12 protein-coding genes are annotated in these 13,439 nt (G+C 71.1%); 2 read left to right on the top strand and 10 right to left on the bottom strand.

Features of this window, described 5'->3' with window-relative positions; all coding sequences use genetic code 11:
• Positions 1–76 precede the first annotated feature (76 nt).
• The 7 genes from B6R96_RS28765 to B6R96_RS28735 form a co-directional block, all read right to left on the bottom strand.
• Entirely contained in the window at positions 77–268 is a 192-nt protein-coding gene (locus tag B6R96_RS28765) for a hypothetical protein (RefSeq protein ID WP_030387209.1), read from the bottom strand.
• A 31-nt stretch (positions 269–299) separates the two neighbouring features.
• Positions 300–1,124, bottom strand: coding sequence for a shikimate dehydrogenase (locus tag B6R96_RS28760; protein WP_079404396.1), 825 nt, complete (start codon positions 1,122–1,124; stop codon positions 300–302).
• A gap of 6 nt (positions 1,125–1,130) precedes the next feature.
• On the bottom strand, positions 1,131–2,936 hold the full coding sequence (mltG, locus tag B6R96_RS28755) for an endolytic transglycosylase MltG (RefSeq protein WP_081524038.1): 1,806 nt from the start codon (positions 2,934–2,936) through the stop codon (positions 1,131–1,133).
• A 128-nt stretch (positions 2,937–3,064) separates the two neighbouring features.
• Positions 3,065–3,535 carry a Holliday junction resolvase RuvX gene (gene ruvX, locus B6R96_RS28750; protein ID WP_030387206.1) on the bottom strand — a complete coding sequence of 157 codons (471 nt, stop codon included), beginning with the start codon at positions 3,533–3,535 and terminating at the stop codon, positions 3,065–3,067.
• A gap of 2 nt (positions 3,536–3,537) precedes the next feature.
• Positions 3,538–6,207 carry an alanine--tRNA ligase gene (alaS, locus tag B6R96_RS28745; protein WP_030387205.1) on the bottom strand — a complete coding sequence of 890 codons (2,670 nt, stop codon included), beginning with the start codon at positions 6,205–6,207 and terminating at the stop codon, positions 3,538–3,540.
• Entirely contained in the window at positions 6,207–6,560 is a 354-nt protein-coding gene (locus B6R96_RS28740; RefSeq protein ID WP_081524037.1) for a DUF6167 family protein, read from the bottom strand. Before B6R96_RS28740 ends, alaS begins: the two co-directional genes overlap by 1 nt.
• 8 nt (positions 6,561–6,568) lie before the next feature.
• Positions 6,569–7,012: a DUF948 domain-containing protein gene (locus B6R96_RS28735; protein ID WP_081524036.1), complete on the bottom strand. Its 444-nt coding sequence runs from the start codon at positions 7,010–7,012 to the stop codon at positions 6,569–6,571.
• Between the two features lie 147 nt (positions 7,013–7,159).
• Between B6R96_RS28735 and B6R96_RS28730 the strand changes: the two genes are divergently transcribed.
• On the top strand, positions 7,160–9,337 hold the full coding sequence (locus B6R96_RS28730) for an ATP-binding protein (RefSeq protein ID WP_081524035.1): 2,178 nt from the start codon (positions 7,160–7,162) through the stop codon (positions 9,335–9,337).
• 101 nt (positions 9,338–9,438) lie between these two features.
• Here the strand turns inward: B6R96_RS28730 and rpsD are convergent, their stop codons facing one another.
• On the bottom strand, positions 9,439–10,050 hold the full coding sequence (gene rpsD / locus B6R96_RS28725; protein ID WP_008740451.1) for a 30S ribosomal protein S4: 612 nt from the start codon (positions 10,048–10,050) through the stop codon (positions 9,439–9,441).
• A gap of 55 nt (positions 10,051–10,105) precedes the next feature.
• On the opposite strand from rpsD, the gene B6R96_RS28720 reads away from it, so the two are divergent.
• A complete protein-coding gene (locus B6R96_RS28720; RefSeq protein ID WP_237291541.1) occupies positions 10,106–11,029 on the top strand; it encodes a DUF2470 domain-containing protein in 924 nt (307 codons plus the stop codon).
• Between the two features lie 171 nt (positions 11,030–11,200).
• On the opposite strand, the gene B6R96_RS28715 is transcribed toward B6R96_RS28720, so the two are convergent.
• Together B6R96_RS28715 and B6R96_RS28710 are read right to left on the bottom strand one after the other, a co-directional pair.
• Positions 11,201–11,923 carry an HNH endonuclease family protein gene (locus tag B6R96_RS28715; RefSeq protein WP_081524034.1) on the bottom strand — a complete coding sequence of 241 codons (723 nt, stop codon included), beginning with the start codon at positions 11,921–11,923 and terminating at the stop codon, positions 11,201–11,203.
• Between the two features lie 119 nt (positions 11,924–12,042).
• On the bottom strand, positions 12,043–13,398 hold the full coding sequence (locus B6R96_RS28710; RefSeq protein ID WP_081524033.1) for a replication-associated recombination protein A: 1,356 nt from the start codon (positions 13,396–13,398) through the stop codon (positions 12,043–12,045).
• Positions 13,399–13,439 lie beyond the last annotated feature (41 nt).

The raw sequence follows: 13,439 nt of genomic DNA, 5'->3' as shown, positions 1-13,439 counted from the left end.
GGACCCGCCTCACCCGATCCTCCCATGTCCGGAGGGGTTTCTCGGGCCCCGGTCCAGCCTTCGGACGCCCGAATGGTCAGCGGACCCGCCGGCCGCGCCCGCGGTGATAGGTGATCGCCGACCAGACGATGGTGGAACCGAGGAGTCCGATCGTGATCGCCTTGGTCCACAGGGGCAGGCCACCGAAGGCCACCCTGGCCATGTGGAAGAGCACGAAGGGGAGGTCCCACTTCGACGCGAGTACCTGCTCCGTGCCGTTCCCGTCCATGCCGCCCCCCGTGAATACGCAGGTGGAAAGCTTAACGGGAGGCCAGCGCCCGCTCTCCCGCAGCCCTCATGGCGGCGAGCGGACCCGGGGTCCGGCCCGTCATCAGCTCGACCTGGAGGACGGCCTGGTGCACCAGCAGGTCCAGCCCGCCGACGACCCGGCCGCCCCGATCCGACCAGGCCGCGGCCAGCGCGGTCGGCCAGGGGTCGTAGAGGACGTCGAAGAGGGTGCCCGCGCCTTCCGGGACGGAACCGGCCAGGGCGTCGGTGGTACCGGCCGGGGTGGTGGCGATCACCAGCGGCGCGGACAGGGCCTCGGCGGCCGCGGACCAGTCGGCCGTCCGGACGGGAACGCCGAGCCGCTCGCCCCACTGGCGCATCTCGTCGGCGCGGGCCTCGGAGCGGACGTACGCGGTGACCTCGCCGGAGCAGATCCGGGCGAGGGCTGCGAGCGCCGAGGAGGCGGTGGCCCCGGCGCCGAGGATGGCGGCCGAGGGCACCTTCTCGACGCCGCGCTCGTGGAGCGCGGCGACGATTCCGGGGATGTCGGTGTTGTCGCCGAGGCGCCGGCCGTCCTCGGTGAACACGACGGTGTTGACCGTCTCGACGGAGGCGGCCGTGTCGCTGATGCCGTCCAGCAGCGGGATGACCGCCCGCTTGAGCGGCATGGTCAGGGACAGTCCCGCCCACTCGGGGCCGAGGTCTGCCACGAACGCGGGGAGCGCGGCCTCGTCGATCTCGAAGCGGTCGTACGACCAGTCGTCGAGGCCGAGCTCCTGATAAGCGGCGCGGTGCAGCACCGGCGAGAGCGAGTGCTCGATGGGCGAACCCAACACCGCGGCCCTTATGCGTGACATGTCCTGCTAACCGCCGTTCTTCTGCTTCTGCCGTTCCTGGAACTCGTCGGCCAGCTTCGTGTGCTCTTCGTAGGTCTTGGTGAAGGTCGTCGTGTGACCGTCGACCGACACGAAGAACATCCAGCCACCGTGGTCCGGGCTGAGCGTAGCGGTCAGAGCGTCCAGGCCCGGGTTGTTGATCGGACCGGTCGGCAGCCCCTTGATGAAGTGCGTGTTGTAGGGGTTGTCGAAGGCCTGGGCTTCCTTCAGGTTGAAGTTGATCTCGCTCTGGTTCTTGACGTAGTTGTACGTCGAGTCGAACTGGAGCTTCTGGTTGGTGACGTCGTTGGTCTTCTTGAGGCGGTTGTAGACCACCTCGGCCATCTTCCGGAAGTCGTCGTGGTTCTTGCCCTCGGCGTTGACGAGGCTGGCGACCGTGACCACCTGGAGCGGATTCTCCAGGCCCAGCTCCTTGGCCTTGCCCTCGATGCCCAGCTCCGCGTACTTGTCGGTCGCGTTCTTGACCATCTGCTTGAGCAGGGAGTCGGGGGTGCTGTCCTTGCTGAGGTCGTAGCGCGCCGGGTACAGGAAGCCCTCGAGCGGGTCGATGAGCTTCGGGTTGTTGTTCGCCCAGGCCGGCAGGCCGAGGTTCTTGACCTCGCGCTTGGCGATCTCGGCGGTGGTGCCCTCCTGCTGGCCCAGCTTCTTGTCGATCGCCGCGTACACGGAGGAGTTGCGCATGCCCTCGGTGACGGTGATGACGTTCAGCTTCGAGGGGTCGCTCATCACCTCGACGGCGGACGCGGCCGACATCTTCTTCCGGAGCGGGTAGACACCGGCCTGGATGGCCTTGCCCGGCGGGAGCTTGGCCGCTGCGTCGGCGAAGGCCTGACCGCTGGCGACGACGCCCGCCTTCTTGAGGATCATGCCCATCTGCATCAGGCCGGACCCCTTGGGGATCTCGACCTCGACGATCTCGCCGGTTCCCTCGCCCGCGAAGTCCTCGGCCGAGCTGAATCTGGCCTTGATGTAGTTGTAGCCGTAGTAGCCGCCACCGCCGACCACGCCGATGATGACGACCGCGGCGACCAGGCAGGCCATGCCGTTGCGCTTCTTGGGGCTGCCGCCCTTCGAGCGGCCACCCCGGCGCCCGTCACCGGGCTCGTCACCGTCGTCGTCGCCGTCCCGGCCGCCGCCCGCGGTGAGGAGGCCGCTCTCCGGCTCTTCCTCCTCCTCGACCGGTTTCGGTTCGAGGTGCCGCCGGCCCGGGGGCTGCGGCGGCGCGTAGGCGTCCTCGGTGCTGTAGTGGTCCGGGGCCTCACCGGGGTAGTCCGTCACGGGCTGCTGGGTGTAGGGGTCCACACCCGCGTACGGGCCGGTCTGCACCGCGGAGGTGTATTGGACCTGGCCGGTGTCCCAGCCCTGGCTGTCGTACACCGGCTGCGGCTGCTGGGGCTGTGCCTGCTGCTGGGCATAGGCCTGCTGCTGGTCGGCGTACTGCTGCTGCGCGTACTGCTGCGGCTGCGCCTGCGCCTGCTGCGGGTACTGGCCCTGCTGGTACTGCCCCTGCTGGTACTGCTGCTGCCCGTACTGCCCCTGCTCGTACTGGGGCTCCTGCGGGAACTGCTGCTGGTGCTCCGGGTACTGCTGGTACTGCTGATGCTGGGGGTACTGCTGCTGGTACTGAGGCTCCTGCGGGAACTCCTGCTGCGGGGCACCGCCGTAAGGCACCTGACCCTGCTGGGTCTGGTGCCCGGTCCACCCCTGGTCCCCGTACAGGGGGTCCTCGGGGTGCCAGGGTTCGGGGCCACGGCCCCGGCCATACTCAGTCATCGGTCCCCTAGAGCCGCGAGACGGAGGCCACGGACTCCGTCATCCGTGGCACCCGGTTCCGCCTCATTGACGGTGGGCGACGGCTGTTCGAATGCCGTCTCATCGCGCGGAACGTTACCGTATCGCGATCAGACAACCACTTCGACGCACTCACCGGGCGGATTACCTGATACCCGTTCGGTCTCAAGAGCGTTCTGAAGGATGACCACAGCGGCCGCCTGATCGATGACCGACCGGCCCTTCTTGGCGTTCTTCCCGGAGGCCCTCAGCCCCTGTGCGGCGGTGACCGTGGTCATCCGCTCGTCCACCAGACGGACCGTCACCGGCTTGATGCCCTTCGCGAGTTCGTTCGCGAAGACGCGCACCTTGGCCGCGGCCGGCCCCTCCCGCCCGCTGAGCGAGCGAGGGAGGCCGACCACGACTTCGAGGGGCTCGTACTCCTCGACGAGCTGCCGCAGCCGCCGGTGGGCGAAGGGGATGTCCCGGCCCGGAACGGTTTCCACCGGTGTGGCCAGCACCCCGTCGGGGTCGCACGAGGCGACCCCGATGCGGGCGTCACCGACGTCGATGGCGAGCCGGCGGCCGCGGCGCAGCGTCATCGTCAGACCGTCTCGACGACGAGGCGCTCGACGGCGCTGATGGCCTCCGGGATCGCTCCCGGGTTCTGGCCGCCGCCCTGGGCCACGTCCGGCTTGCCGCCACCGCCGCCACCGAGGGTCTTGGCGGCCGTACGGACCAGGTCGCCGGCCTTGAGGCCGCGCTCGCGGGCGGCCTCGTTGGTGGCGATGACGGTCAGCGGGCGGTCGTTCGCCGTGGTGAACAGGGCCACCACGGCCGGGCGGTCGCCCTGGATGCGGCCGCGGACGTCGAGGACCAGCTTGCGCAGGTCGTCGGCGCCGGTGCCGTCCGGGACGGTGCCGACGACGAGGGCGACGCCGCGGATGTCCTGGGCGCCTGCGGCCAGACCGGCGGCGGCCTGGAGGACCTTCTCCGCGCGGAACTTCTCGATCTCCTTCTCGGCGTCCTTCAGCTTGCCGAGCATGGAGGCGATCTTCTCCGGAAGCTCCTCCGGGCGGCCCTTGACCAGCTCCTGGAGCTGGGCGACGACCGTGTGCTCCTTGGCGAGGAAGTTGTACGCGTCCACACCCACCAAGGCCTCGACGCGGCGCACGCCGGAGCCGATGGAGGACTCGCCGAGCAGCTTCACCAGACCCAGCTGGGCGGTGTTGCCGACGTGCGTGCCGCCGCACAGCTCCTTGGAGAAGTCGCCGATGGTGACCACGCGGACGCGCTCGCCGTACTTCTCGCCGAATTCGGCGATGGCACCCTGCTTCTTCGCCTCGTCGATGCTCATGATCTCGGCGGTGACGTCGAGTTCGCGCGACAGCACGTCATTGATCTTCTGCTCGACGTCGGTGAGGACCGAGCCGGGGACGGCGTTCGGGGAACCGAAGTCGAAGCGGAAACGGCCGGGGCTGTTCTCGGAACCGGCCTGGGCGGCCGTCGGGCCGAGGGCGTCGCGCAGCGCCTGGTGGGTCAGGTGCGTGGCCGAGTGGGCGCGGGCGATGGCCCGGCGGCGGTTGATGTCGATGGCGGCGTACGCGGAGGCGCCCACCGTCACCTCGCCGACCTGGACGGAGCCCTTGTGCACGGAGACGCCCGGGACCGGCTGCTGCACGTCGCGGACGACGATGACGGCGCCCGAGTCGAGCTTGATGCGGCCCTGGTCGGCGAGCTGGCCGCCGCCCTCCGCGTAGAAGGGGGTGCGGTCCAGGACGACCTCGACCTCGTCGCCCTCGGAGGCGGCGGGCGCGGAGACGCCGTTGACCAGCAGGCCGACGATGGTGGACTCGCCCTGGGTGGTGGCGTAGCCGGTGAACTCGGTGGCGCCGGAGCCGTCGGCGATCTCCCGGTAGGCGGACATGTCCGCGTGGCCGGTCTTCTTGGCCTTGGCGTCGGCCTTGGCGCGGTCGCGCTGCTCCTGCATCAGGCGGCGGAAGCCGGGCTCGTCCACGGAGAGGCCCTGCTCGGCGGCCATCTCCAGGGTGAGGTCGATCGGGAAGCCCCAGGTGTCGTGGAGCAGGAACGCCTTGTCGCCGGAGAGGACCGTGCCGCCGGCGGCCTTGGTCTCGGTCACGGCGGTGTCGAGGATGTTGGTGCCGCCCTTGATGGCCTTCAGGAAGGCGGCTTCCTCGGCGAGCGCGACGGTCTCGATGCGCTTGCGGTCGGTGACGAGCTCCGGGTACTGCTGGCCCATCGTGTTGATCACGACGTCGACCAGGGCCTGGACCACGGGTCCGGTGGCGCCCATGAGGCGCATGTTGCGGATGGCGCGGCGCATGATGCGGCGCAGCACGTAGCCGCGGCCCTCGTTGCCGGGGGTGACGCCGTCGCCGATGAGCATGGTCGAGGTGCGGATGTGGTCGGCGACCACGCGCAGCGAGACGTCCGTGCTCTGGGCGGCGCCGTACCGCACGCCGGTGAGCTCGGTGGCCTTGTCCATGACCACGCGCAGGGTGTCGGTCTCGTACATGTTCTGCACGCCCTGCAGGATCATCGCGAGGCGTTCGAGGCCGAGACCGGTGTCGATGTTCTTCGACGGCAGGTCACCGAGGATCGGGAAGTCTTCCTTCCCGTCGCCGGCGCCGCGCTCGTACTGCATGAAGACCAGGTTCCAGATCTCCACGTAGCGCTCGTCGTTGACGGCCGGGCCGCCCTCGACGCCGAACTCGGGGCCGCGGTCGTAGTTGATCTCGGAGCAGGGGCCGCAGGGGCCGGGGACGCCCATGGACCAGAAGTTGTCCTTCTTGCCCAGGCGCTGGATCCGCTCGGCCGGGACGCCGATCTTCTCGCGCCAGATCTGCTCGGCCTCGTCGTCGTCGAGGTAGACGGTGATCCAGAGCTTCTCCGGCTCCAGGCCGTAGCCGCCGTCCGCCACGGAGCTGGTCAGCAGCTCCCAGGCGTACTTGATGGCGCCTTCCTTGAAGTAGTCGCCGAAGGAGAAGTTGCCGCACATCTGGAAGAACGTGCCGTGGCGGGTGGTCTTGCCGACCTCTTCGATGTCCGGCGTACGGACGCACTTCTGGACGCTGGTGAGCGTGGGGGCCGGGGGCTTGGTCTCCCCCAGGAAGTAGGGCTTGAACGGCACCATGCCGGCGGGCACCAGCAGCAGAGTCGGGTCGTCCGCGATGAGCGACGCCGAAGGGACAACGGCGTGACCGCGCTCCTCGAAGAAGCTCAGCCAGCGGCGGCGAATTTCGGCCGACTCCATCAGTGGTCCTCATTCCGGTCGTACGAAAGGTTGGGGCGGTAGGTGGTCTTGTCGTTCTCGATGGCCCGCAGCCGCCGCGGCCCGGGAAGGGCCGTGACGTTGTCGGGCCGCACCGGGTCCAAGGCGTCCCGCCCGAGCCCCAGTGCGTCGTTCAGCTCGTCCTCGCGCTGCGTCATTCCCGCCTTGACGTCGAGGGCGAAGTCCTTGAGGCGGTGACCCGCCTCCACGGCCTTGTCGGCCGCCTGGGCGGCGAGGCTCTCCGGCGTCAGCTTCTTCAGCTGGCGGTTGACCTTGGTGGTGGCCCACACGCCGGCGGCTGCGCCTGCGGTGAACCAGAAGGCTCGGCGGAACATCGGCGGTCTCAGCCCTTCTGCCTGCGGCGCCGGGCGGCGGGCACCGTACGGCCAACGATCACGGTTCGTCGGGATTTCTTCGGCGGCACGCCGCCCGACGTCGCGGCATCCCCCTTGCCCAGCGCCTTGCGGACGCCGTAGCCGAAGGCCGCGACCTTCACCAGGGGCCCGCCGAAGGCGGTGGCGACGGTGGAGGACAGGGCGGAGGCGTTGGAGGTGACCTCCTGGACGTCGCTCGCGATGGCGTCGACCCGGTCGAGCTGGGTGCGCGCGGAGCGGACGGTGGTGGAGGCGTCGGCCAGCAGCGGGACGGCCTGGTCGGTCACGTCGGCCACCAGCTTGGTCGTCGCCCTCAGTACCTGGGCCAGCCTCACCAGCGCCACGGCCAGGAAGGAGATCAGGATGGCCCAGAAGACGGCCACGATGATCCCGGCCACCTCTACACCGGACACGTCACACCGCTCTCTGTCTGTTCCTGAAGTGCAGGACTATTCGCCCTCCGACCCTATCGCGCCGGAGATCCCCGGCCGTACCCGAATTCGGGGAGGACGGGACCCGTCTTGAACGCAGCGCATCCGGACCAGTACCCTCCGTGTCCCATGGGACAGAGACCCCTTCGAAGTACCGCCGGGGGCAATCTTCCCTCGGAGCTCAGCCGGTTCATCGGGCGGGGTGGCGAACTCGCCGAGCTGGGACGGCTCCTGGAATGCTCCCGGCTCGTGACGGTGACCGGCGTGGGCGGGGTGGGCAAGTCCCGGCTCGCGCTCGCGGCCGCCCGGGGCGCCGCCGAGGGAGCGCAGGAACGCTACTGCGACGGGGTGTGGCTGGCGGAGCTGGCCACCGTACGGGACCCCGCGCTGCTGGAGCTCGCCCTCGCCGAGGCGCTGGAGCTGACCGACCACACCACCCGCCCGCCCCGTGCCGTCCTGGCCGAGCACCTGGCCGGGCGCCGGGTGCTGCTGGTCCTGGACGGTTTCGAGCAGCTGGTCGACGAGTGCGCCGACCTGGTACGGGAGCTGCTGCGCCGCTGCCCCGGCCTGCACGTCCTCGCGGCGGGCCGGCGCCCGCTGGCCCTGGAGGGGGAGCTGCTCCTTCCGCTGGCCCCGCCGGTCCCCGAGGAGGCGCTGGCCCTGCTGACGGCGCGGGCCTGCGCGGCGGACCCGGCCTTCGCCGTGACCGCGGACAACCGGGCCGCGCTGGTGGAGCTGTGCGCCCGGCTCGACGGGATCCCGCTGGCCCTGGAGCTGGCGGCGGGCCGGCTGCGCACGCTGTCGCCCGCGCAGGTGCTCGCCCGGCTGGAGGACCGCTTCGCGCTGCTGACGGGCGGTGCGCGCGGCGGGCCGGCCCGGCACCGGGCGCTGCGCACGGCCATCGGCTGGAGCCATGAGCTGTGCACCCCGGCGCAGCGGCTGCTGTGGGCGCGGCTGTCGGTGTTCGCCGGGCAGTTCGACCTCGACGCCGTCGAATACGTGTGCGCGGGCCCGGACCTGCCGGTGGAGGAGGTGCTGGACCTGGTCGGGGAGCTGGTGGCCCAGTCCCTGCTGGTCCGGGAGGAGACGCCCGCCGGGGTGCGCCTGCGCATGCTGGAGACCGTACGGGTCTACGGGGCGGGCTGGCTGGAGTCGCTCGGCGACGCCGGCCGCCTGCGCCGGCGCCACCGGGACTGGTACGTGGGGCTGGCCACGTGGTGCGAGCTGGACTGGTTCAGCCCGCGCCAGCAGGAGGTGGCCGCGCTGGTGGAGGTGGAGCTGCCGAACCTCCGGCTCGCTCTGGAGTGCTGCCTGGACGAGCCGGACGAGGCGCATCTGGGCCAGTACCTGGCGGGGACCCTGTGGTTCTACTGGGCCGGCTGCGGGCGGCTGACCGAGGGCCGGCACTGGCTGGAGCGGACCCTGGAACCGGTGGACCGGGCGGCGGGCGAGTACGAGAACTCGCGGCTGAAGGCCCTGTGGGTACTGGGCTACGTCGCGGCGCTCCAGGGCGACGCGGCGGCCTCGATGAGCGCCCTGTACGAGTGCCGGGACGGGGCGGCGCAGAGCGGCAACCCGGTGGCGACGGCCTACGCCGTGCACCGGATGGGCTGTCTGGCGCTGGTCTCGGACGACATGGCGCGGGCCCGGGAGCTGCTGGGCTCGGCGCTGGAGCAGTACCGGGCGGCCGGCGAGCTGAACAGCAACGTGCTGATGTGCCAGGTGGAGCTGGGGATGGCCCTGGCCTTCCTCGGCGACCTGCCGGGGGCGCTCGCGCTGTGCGGGGAGGTCCGGGAGATCTGCGAGGAGCACGGGGAGCGCTGGACGAAGGCGTACGCCCTGTACGTCCTCGCATACGCGGCCCTCGACGCGGGGCGTACGCGGGAGGCGCGGCAACTGCTGACCGAGTGCGTGGCGATCAACCACGTCTTCCACGATCTGGTCGGGCTGGTCCTCGCGCTGGAGCTGCTGGCGCTGGTCACGGTCGCGGAGGGGGACGCGGCCGAGGCCGCGGTGCTCCAGGGCGCGGCGGAGCCGATGTGGGGCGGGGTCGGGCTCCAGCTGTTCGGCTCGGGCTACTTCAACGCCCCCCGGCTGATGTGCCGGGAGCAGGCGGGCGAGCTGCTGGGCGCCGAGCGCTACGCGGCGTACGAGGCCGAGGGGCGGGAGCTGAGCCGTGAGGCGCTGGTGGGGCGGGCGCTGCGCGATCCGGAGGAACGCGGCGCCGGCCCCGGCGGCGTGCCCCGGCAGCCGGGGCGGCCGCGCGGCTCGCGGGTGTCGACGGGCGCGGCGACGGAGCAGCCGTAGCGGCGGGGCCGGTCCCGGAACAGGGCCGGTCCCGGGACAGGAAAACCCGCCGCCCCCCGGAGGGGACGGCGGGTCGACCAGCCAGTGAGACTAGGCCTGCATCAGCGGGCGTAGTACTCGACGACGAGCTGCTCGTCGCAGATGACCGGAATTTCCTTGCGGTTCGGGTCGCGGTCCAGGCGGAAGGCCAGGGCCTTCAGGTTGACCTGCAGGTAGCGCGGGGTCTCGCCCTCGCCTGCGTAGCCACCCTCGCGGGCAACCTGGAACGGAACCTTCTCGCGGCTGCGCTCGCGCACGGTGATGACGTCGTCCGGACGGACACGGAACGACGGCTTGTCGACCTTGTCACCGTTGACCTCGATGTGGCCGTGAACGACCATCTGGCGGGCCTGGTAGATGGTGCGGGCGATGCCCGAACGCAGAACCAGGGCGTCGAGGCGACGCTCGAGCTCGACGACAAGCGCCTCGCCCGTCTTGCCTTCGGCCTTCTTGGCGCGGTCGTACGCGCGGGCCATCTGACGCTCAGAGATGTCGTACTGAGCGCGCAGACGCTGCTTCTCCAGCAGACGAACCTTGTAGTCCGAGTTCTGCTTGCGGCCACGGCCGTGCTCGCCCGGCGGGTAGGGGCGGGCCTCGAAGTACTTGACGGCCTTCGGGGTCAGTGCAATGCCGAGGGCACGCGACTTCTTGACCTTGGGTCGCTTCTGGTTCACGGGGAACCTACCTCCATGTAAGTTAGGTGAGGCTTACCTTAGCGAGGAGGACGTAATGTCTCGACCACATGGGATCCCCCTGCCCAGTGCGCATCGAAGTTCGGATTCCAACGAAACGGAATCCGCTTTCGACGACGATAAGCAAGGTCAGCCGCGTCCCAGGGAAGGCGTTCGGCAGCTCACCGGAGCCGAACGCGTACGAACCCTCGTAGAGTCCAACGCCTCAGTATCCCTCACGCTGATCGGTGCTCGTGACAGTCACGAGGCCGAGGAGTTCGGGACAGGGCTGCCGGTCGCGCGGACCGTCACCCCGGACGGGGACGTGATTCTCCTTGTCTCAGGGGAATCCACGGCTGCCAGGGCAGCCGCTCACGCCCAGGACGACGACCTCACCGCCGTGATCGAGATCACGGATGTGGCGCCGGTGTCCGTGCCCCATCGTATCCGAGGCCGCGCCTGGCTCGCCGGTTGGCTGACGCCGGTGCGCGGGGACGAGCGCGCGGCCTGCGCGGCGCTGCTCGCGGAGCGGCATCCGGTGGGCGAGCTGCTGGGCATGCGGGAGTCCCAGGACCCCCCGGCGGATGCTCTTCGGGGCGGCGGCCGCCCGGCCTGGATGATGCTGCGCCTGGAGGTCGGCGAGATCTCGGTCGACGACCTGTGGGGCGCCGAGCACGTGGACCCGGAGGACCTGGCCGCGGCGGAGCCGGACCCGATGGTCGCGCACGAGACGGAGCTGCTGCAGCACCTGCACTCCGCCCACGGCGACCGGCTCGGCGAGCTGTGCGGGCTGCTGGGCGCCCGCGAGGCCCGCGGCATGACCGCCGTCCCGCTCTCCCTGGACCGCCTCGGCCTGCGCGTCCGCTTCACCGGCGGCGCCACCGGCTCCTTCGACGCCCGCTTCGACTTCCCGGAGCCGGTCGCCGACATCTGCGGCCTGCGCCGGGCGATGCACTCCCTGTTCTCGGCGGCTTCGCACTAGGCCGTCTCTTTCGGATCTTGTCGGATCAGCCCGGGTCGTCCGGTGCGGTACATCGCAAGGCGGAGGGGCGCCCGTGTACTGGACGTACTCGGGCGCCCCGACAACGCGGCGAGGTGCCGTGCCGGGCGGGCCGGGCCCGACAAGATCCGGAAGAGACGGCCCAGGCCGTGGTCAGGGGGTGCAGGTGGCCAGCATGTCCTGGAGGGCGAGCTTCTCCGGCGCGGTCACGGTCAGCCCGTACTTGGCCTTGATGCCGGTGTAGCGGCGCGCGTACTCGCACCAGTACGCCCGCCGGGGCGGCCGCCACTTGTCGGCCGTCCTGCTGCCCTTGTCGTAGTTGGTCTGCTTGTCCACGGCGAGCAGTACGTCGAGGTCGTTGGCGTACTCCAGCCTGCGCTGCGGGGTCCACGCGTACGCGCCGCCCCGCCAGGCGGCGCCGAGCGCGACGACGTGGTCGGTCTGGATCTGCGAGGCCCGCCGGTAGGTGTAGGGCAGCTCCTTGCCGGTGTACGGGTCGTGCAGCACCCCGGAGAGCACGACGCACGGGTTCCGGTCCCCCTCGCGGAGCTCCTTGAGGTCCCGGCGCAGCACGTCGTCGCGGGTGTCACAGCCGTTGCGCCCGCCGACGGCACCGGTCTCGTCGGACCAGTACTTGCCGAAGTTCTCGCGCTTGTACGTCTGCCAGTTGCGGCCCCACTCGACCTTCAGCCCGGCCAGCTGCGCCTGGGCGGTGCGCGCGTCCGGCGGGAACCCTGCCCCGGTGAGCGGCACCTGCGCGACCAGCGCGGCCGCGCTGGCGCGTGCCGTCCCGGCGTCTTCGTGATGGCATCCGGCCGCCGCGGGCCCGGCGAGGGCGAGCGCGAGGACGACGGCGAACGGCCGGGACGGAGCCATGCCCGGAGCCTAGGCTCCGCCGCCCCGCCCCCCGCGCGGCCACGCCGGAGCCACGAGGTGCTGACCGCGCCGGAGCCGCCCGCCCGGCGGGGCCCCCGCCACCCGGCCCGGCGCCCGGCCTAGGAGGTGGCGCCGCGCAGCCGGTCGCGGACCTTTTCCACCACGTCCGCGTAGCGGGCCTCCGCGCCGTAGCGCGTCGGCTCGTAGTACCGCTTCCCCTGGATCTCGTCCGGTGCGTACTGCTGCGCGGCGATCCCGCCCGGCACGTCGTGCGGGTACACGTACCCCTGCGCGTGCCCCAGCTTCGCCGCGCCCTTGTAGTGCCCGTCGCGCAGGTGCGCGGGAACGGCGCCGGCCAGCCCCGCCCGTACGTCGGCCAGCGCCGCGCCGATCGCGGTCGTCGCGGTGTTCGACTTCGGGGCCAGCGCCAGCGCGATCGTGGCGTGCGACAGGGTCAGCGCCGCCTCCGGGAAGCCGATCATCGCCACCGCCTGGGCCGCGGCGACCGCGATCGGCAGGGCCGTCGGATCCGCCAGCCCGATGTCCTCGCTCGCGGAGATCATCAGGCGGCGCGCGATGAACCGGGGGTCTTCACCGGCCTCGATCATCCGCGCCAGGTAGTGCAGCGCGGCGTCCACGTCCGAGCCGCGGATCGACTTGATCAGCGCGCTCGCCACGTCGTAGTGCTGGTCGCCGTCCTTGTCGTACCGGACCGCCGCACGGTCGACCGCCTCCTCCAGCGTCTGGAGGGTGATCTCGTCCTCTTCCTTGGCGAGGGCCGATCCGGCGCCGGCCTCCAGCGCGGTCAGCGCCCGCCGGGCGTCGCCGCCGGCGATCCGCAGCAGGTGCGCCTCCGCGTCCGCCGGGAGGGAGACGGCTCCGCCCAGTCCTCGCTCCTCGGTGAGCGCGCGCCGCATCAGCGCGCTCAGGTCCTCGTCCGTCAGCGGTTCCAGCGTCAGCAGCAGCGAGCGCGAGAGCAGCGGCGAGATGATCGAGAAGTACGGGTTCTCGGTGGTGGCCGCGATCAGCGTCACCCAGCGGTTCTCGACGGCCGGGAGCAGCGAGTCCTGCTGTGCCTTGCTGAAGCGGTGGATCTCGTCGAGGAAGAGGACGGTCTCCTTGCCGTAACCACCGGCCGCGCGCTTGGCGCCCTCGATGACGGCCCGTACCTCTTTGACGCCCGCCGTGATGGCGGAGAGCTCCACGAAGCGCTTCTGGGTGGCCTGGCTGACCACGTACGCCAGCGTGGTCTTTCCGATGCCCGGCGGGCCCCAGAGGATCACCGAGGAGGCACCGGCCGGGCCGCCGGCCCCTTCCTCGACCAGCCGCCGCAGCGGTGATCCGGGTTTCAGCAGGTGCTGCTGGCCGACGACCTCGTCCAGGGTGCGCGGGCGCATCCGGACGGCGAGCGGGGAGCTCGCGGGGTCCTTCTCCCTGCGGTCTTCGGCAGCTGCGGTGAACAGGTCTGGTTCCACACAGGAAGCCTATGCGAGCCCACCGACAGGGCCGTCCGCCG

Origin of the sequence: Streptomyces sp. Sge12 (genome assembly GCF_002080455.1) — a bacterium.
Lineage (GTDB): Bacteria > Actinomycetota > Actinomycetes > Streptomycetales > Streptomycetaceae > Streptomyces.
Note: the sequence above shows the minus strand (reverse complement) of the source record. Positions and strands in the feature narration are given on the sequence as shown.

Bases quoted from the DNA above. Each gene is read 5' to 3' on its own strand.
- B6R96_RS28765 (WP_030387209.1), bottom strand. From the start codon at position 268: ATGGACGGGAACGGCACGGAGCAGGTACTCGCGTCGAAGTGGGACCTC.
- B6R96_RS28760 (WP_079404396.1), bottom strand. From the start codon at position 1,124: ATGTCACGCATAAGGGCCGCGGTGTTGGGTTCGCCCATCGAGCACTCG.
- mltG (WP_081524038.1), bottom strand. From the start codon at position 2,936: ATGACTGAGTATGGCCGGGGCCGTGGCCCCGAACCCTGGCACCCCGAG.
- ruvX (WP_030387206.1), bottom strand. From the start codon at position 3,535: ATGACGCTGCGCCGCGGCCGCCGGCTCGCCATCGACGTCGGTGACGCC.
- alaS (WP_030387205.1), bottom strand. From the start codon at position 6,207: ATGGAGTCGGCCGAAATTCGCCGCCGCTGGCTGAGCTTCTTCGAGGAG.
- B6R96_RS28740 (WP_081524037.1), bottom strand. From the start codon at position 6,560: ATGTTCCGCCGAGCCTTCTGGTTCACCGCAGGCGCAGCCGCCGGCGTG.
- B6R96_RS28730 (WP_081524035.1), top strand. From the start codon at position 7,160: ATGGGACAGAGACCCCTTCGAAGTACCGCCGGGGGCAATCTTCCCTCG.
- B6R96_RS28720 (WP_237291541.1), top strand. From the start codon at position 10,106: ATGTCTCGACCACATGGGATCCCCCTGCCCAGTGCGCATCGAAGTTCG.
- B6R96_RS28715 (WP_081524034.1), bottom strand. From the start codon at position 11,923: ATGGCTCCGTCCCGGCCGTTCGCCGTCGTCCTCGCGCTCGCCCTCGCC.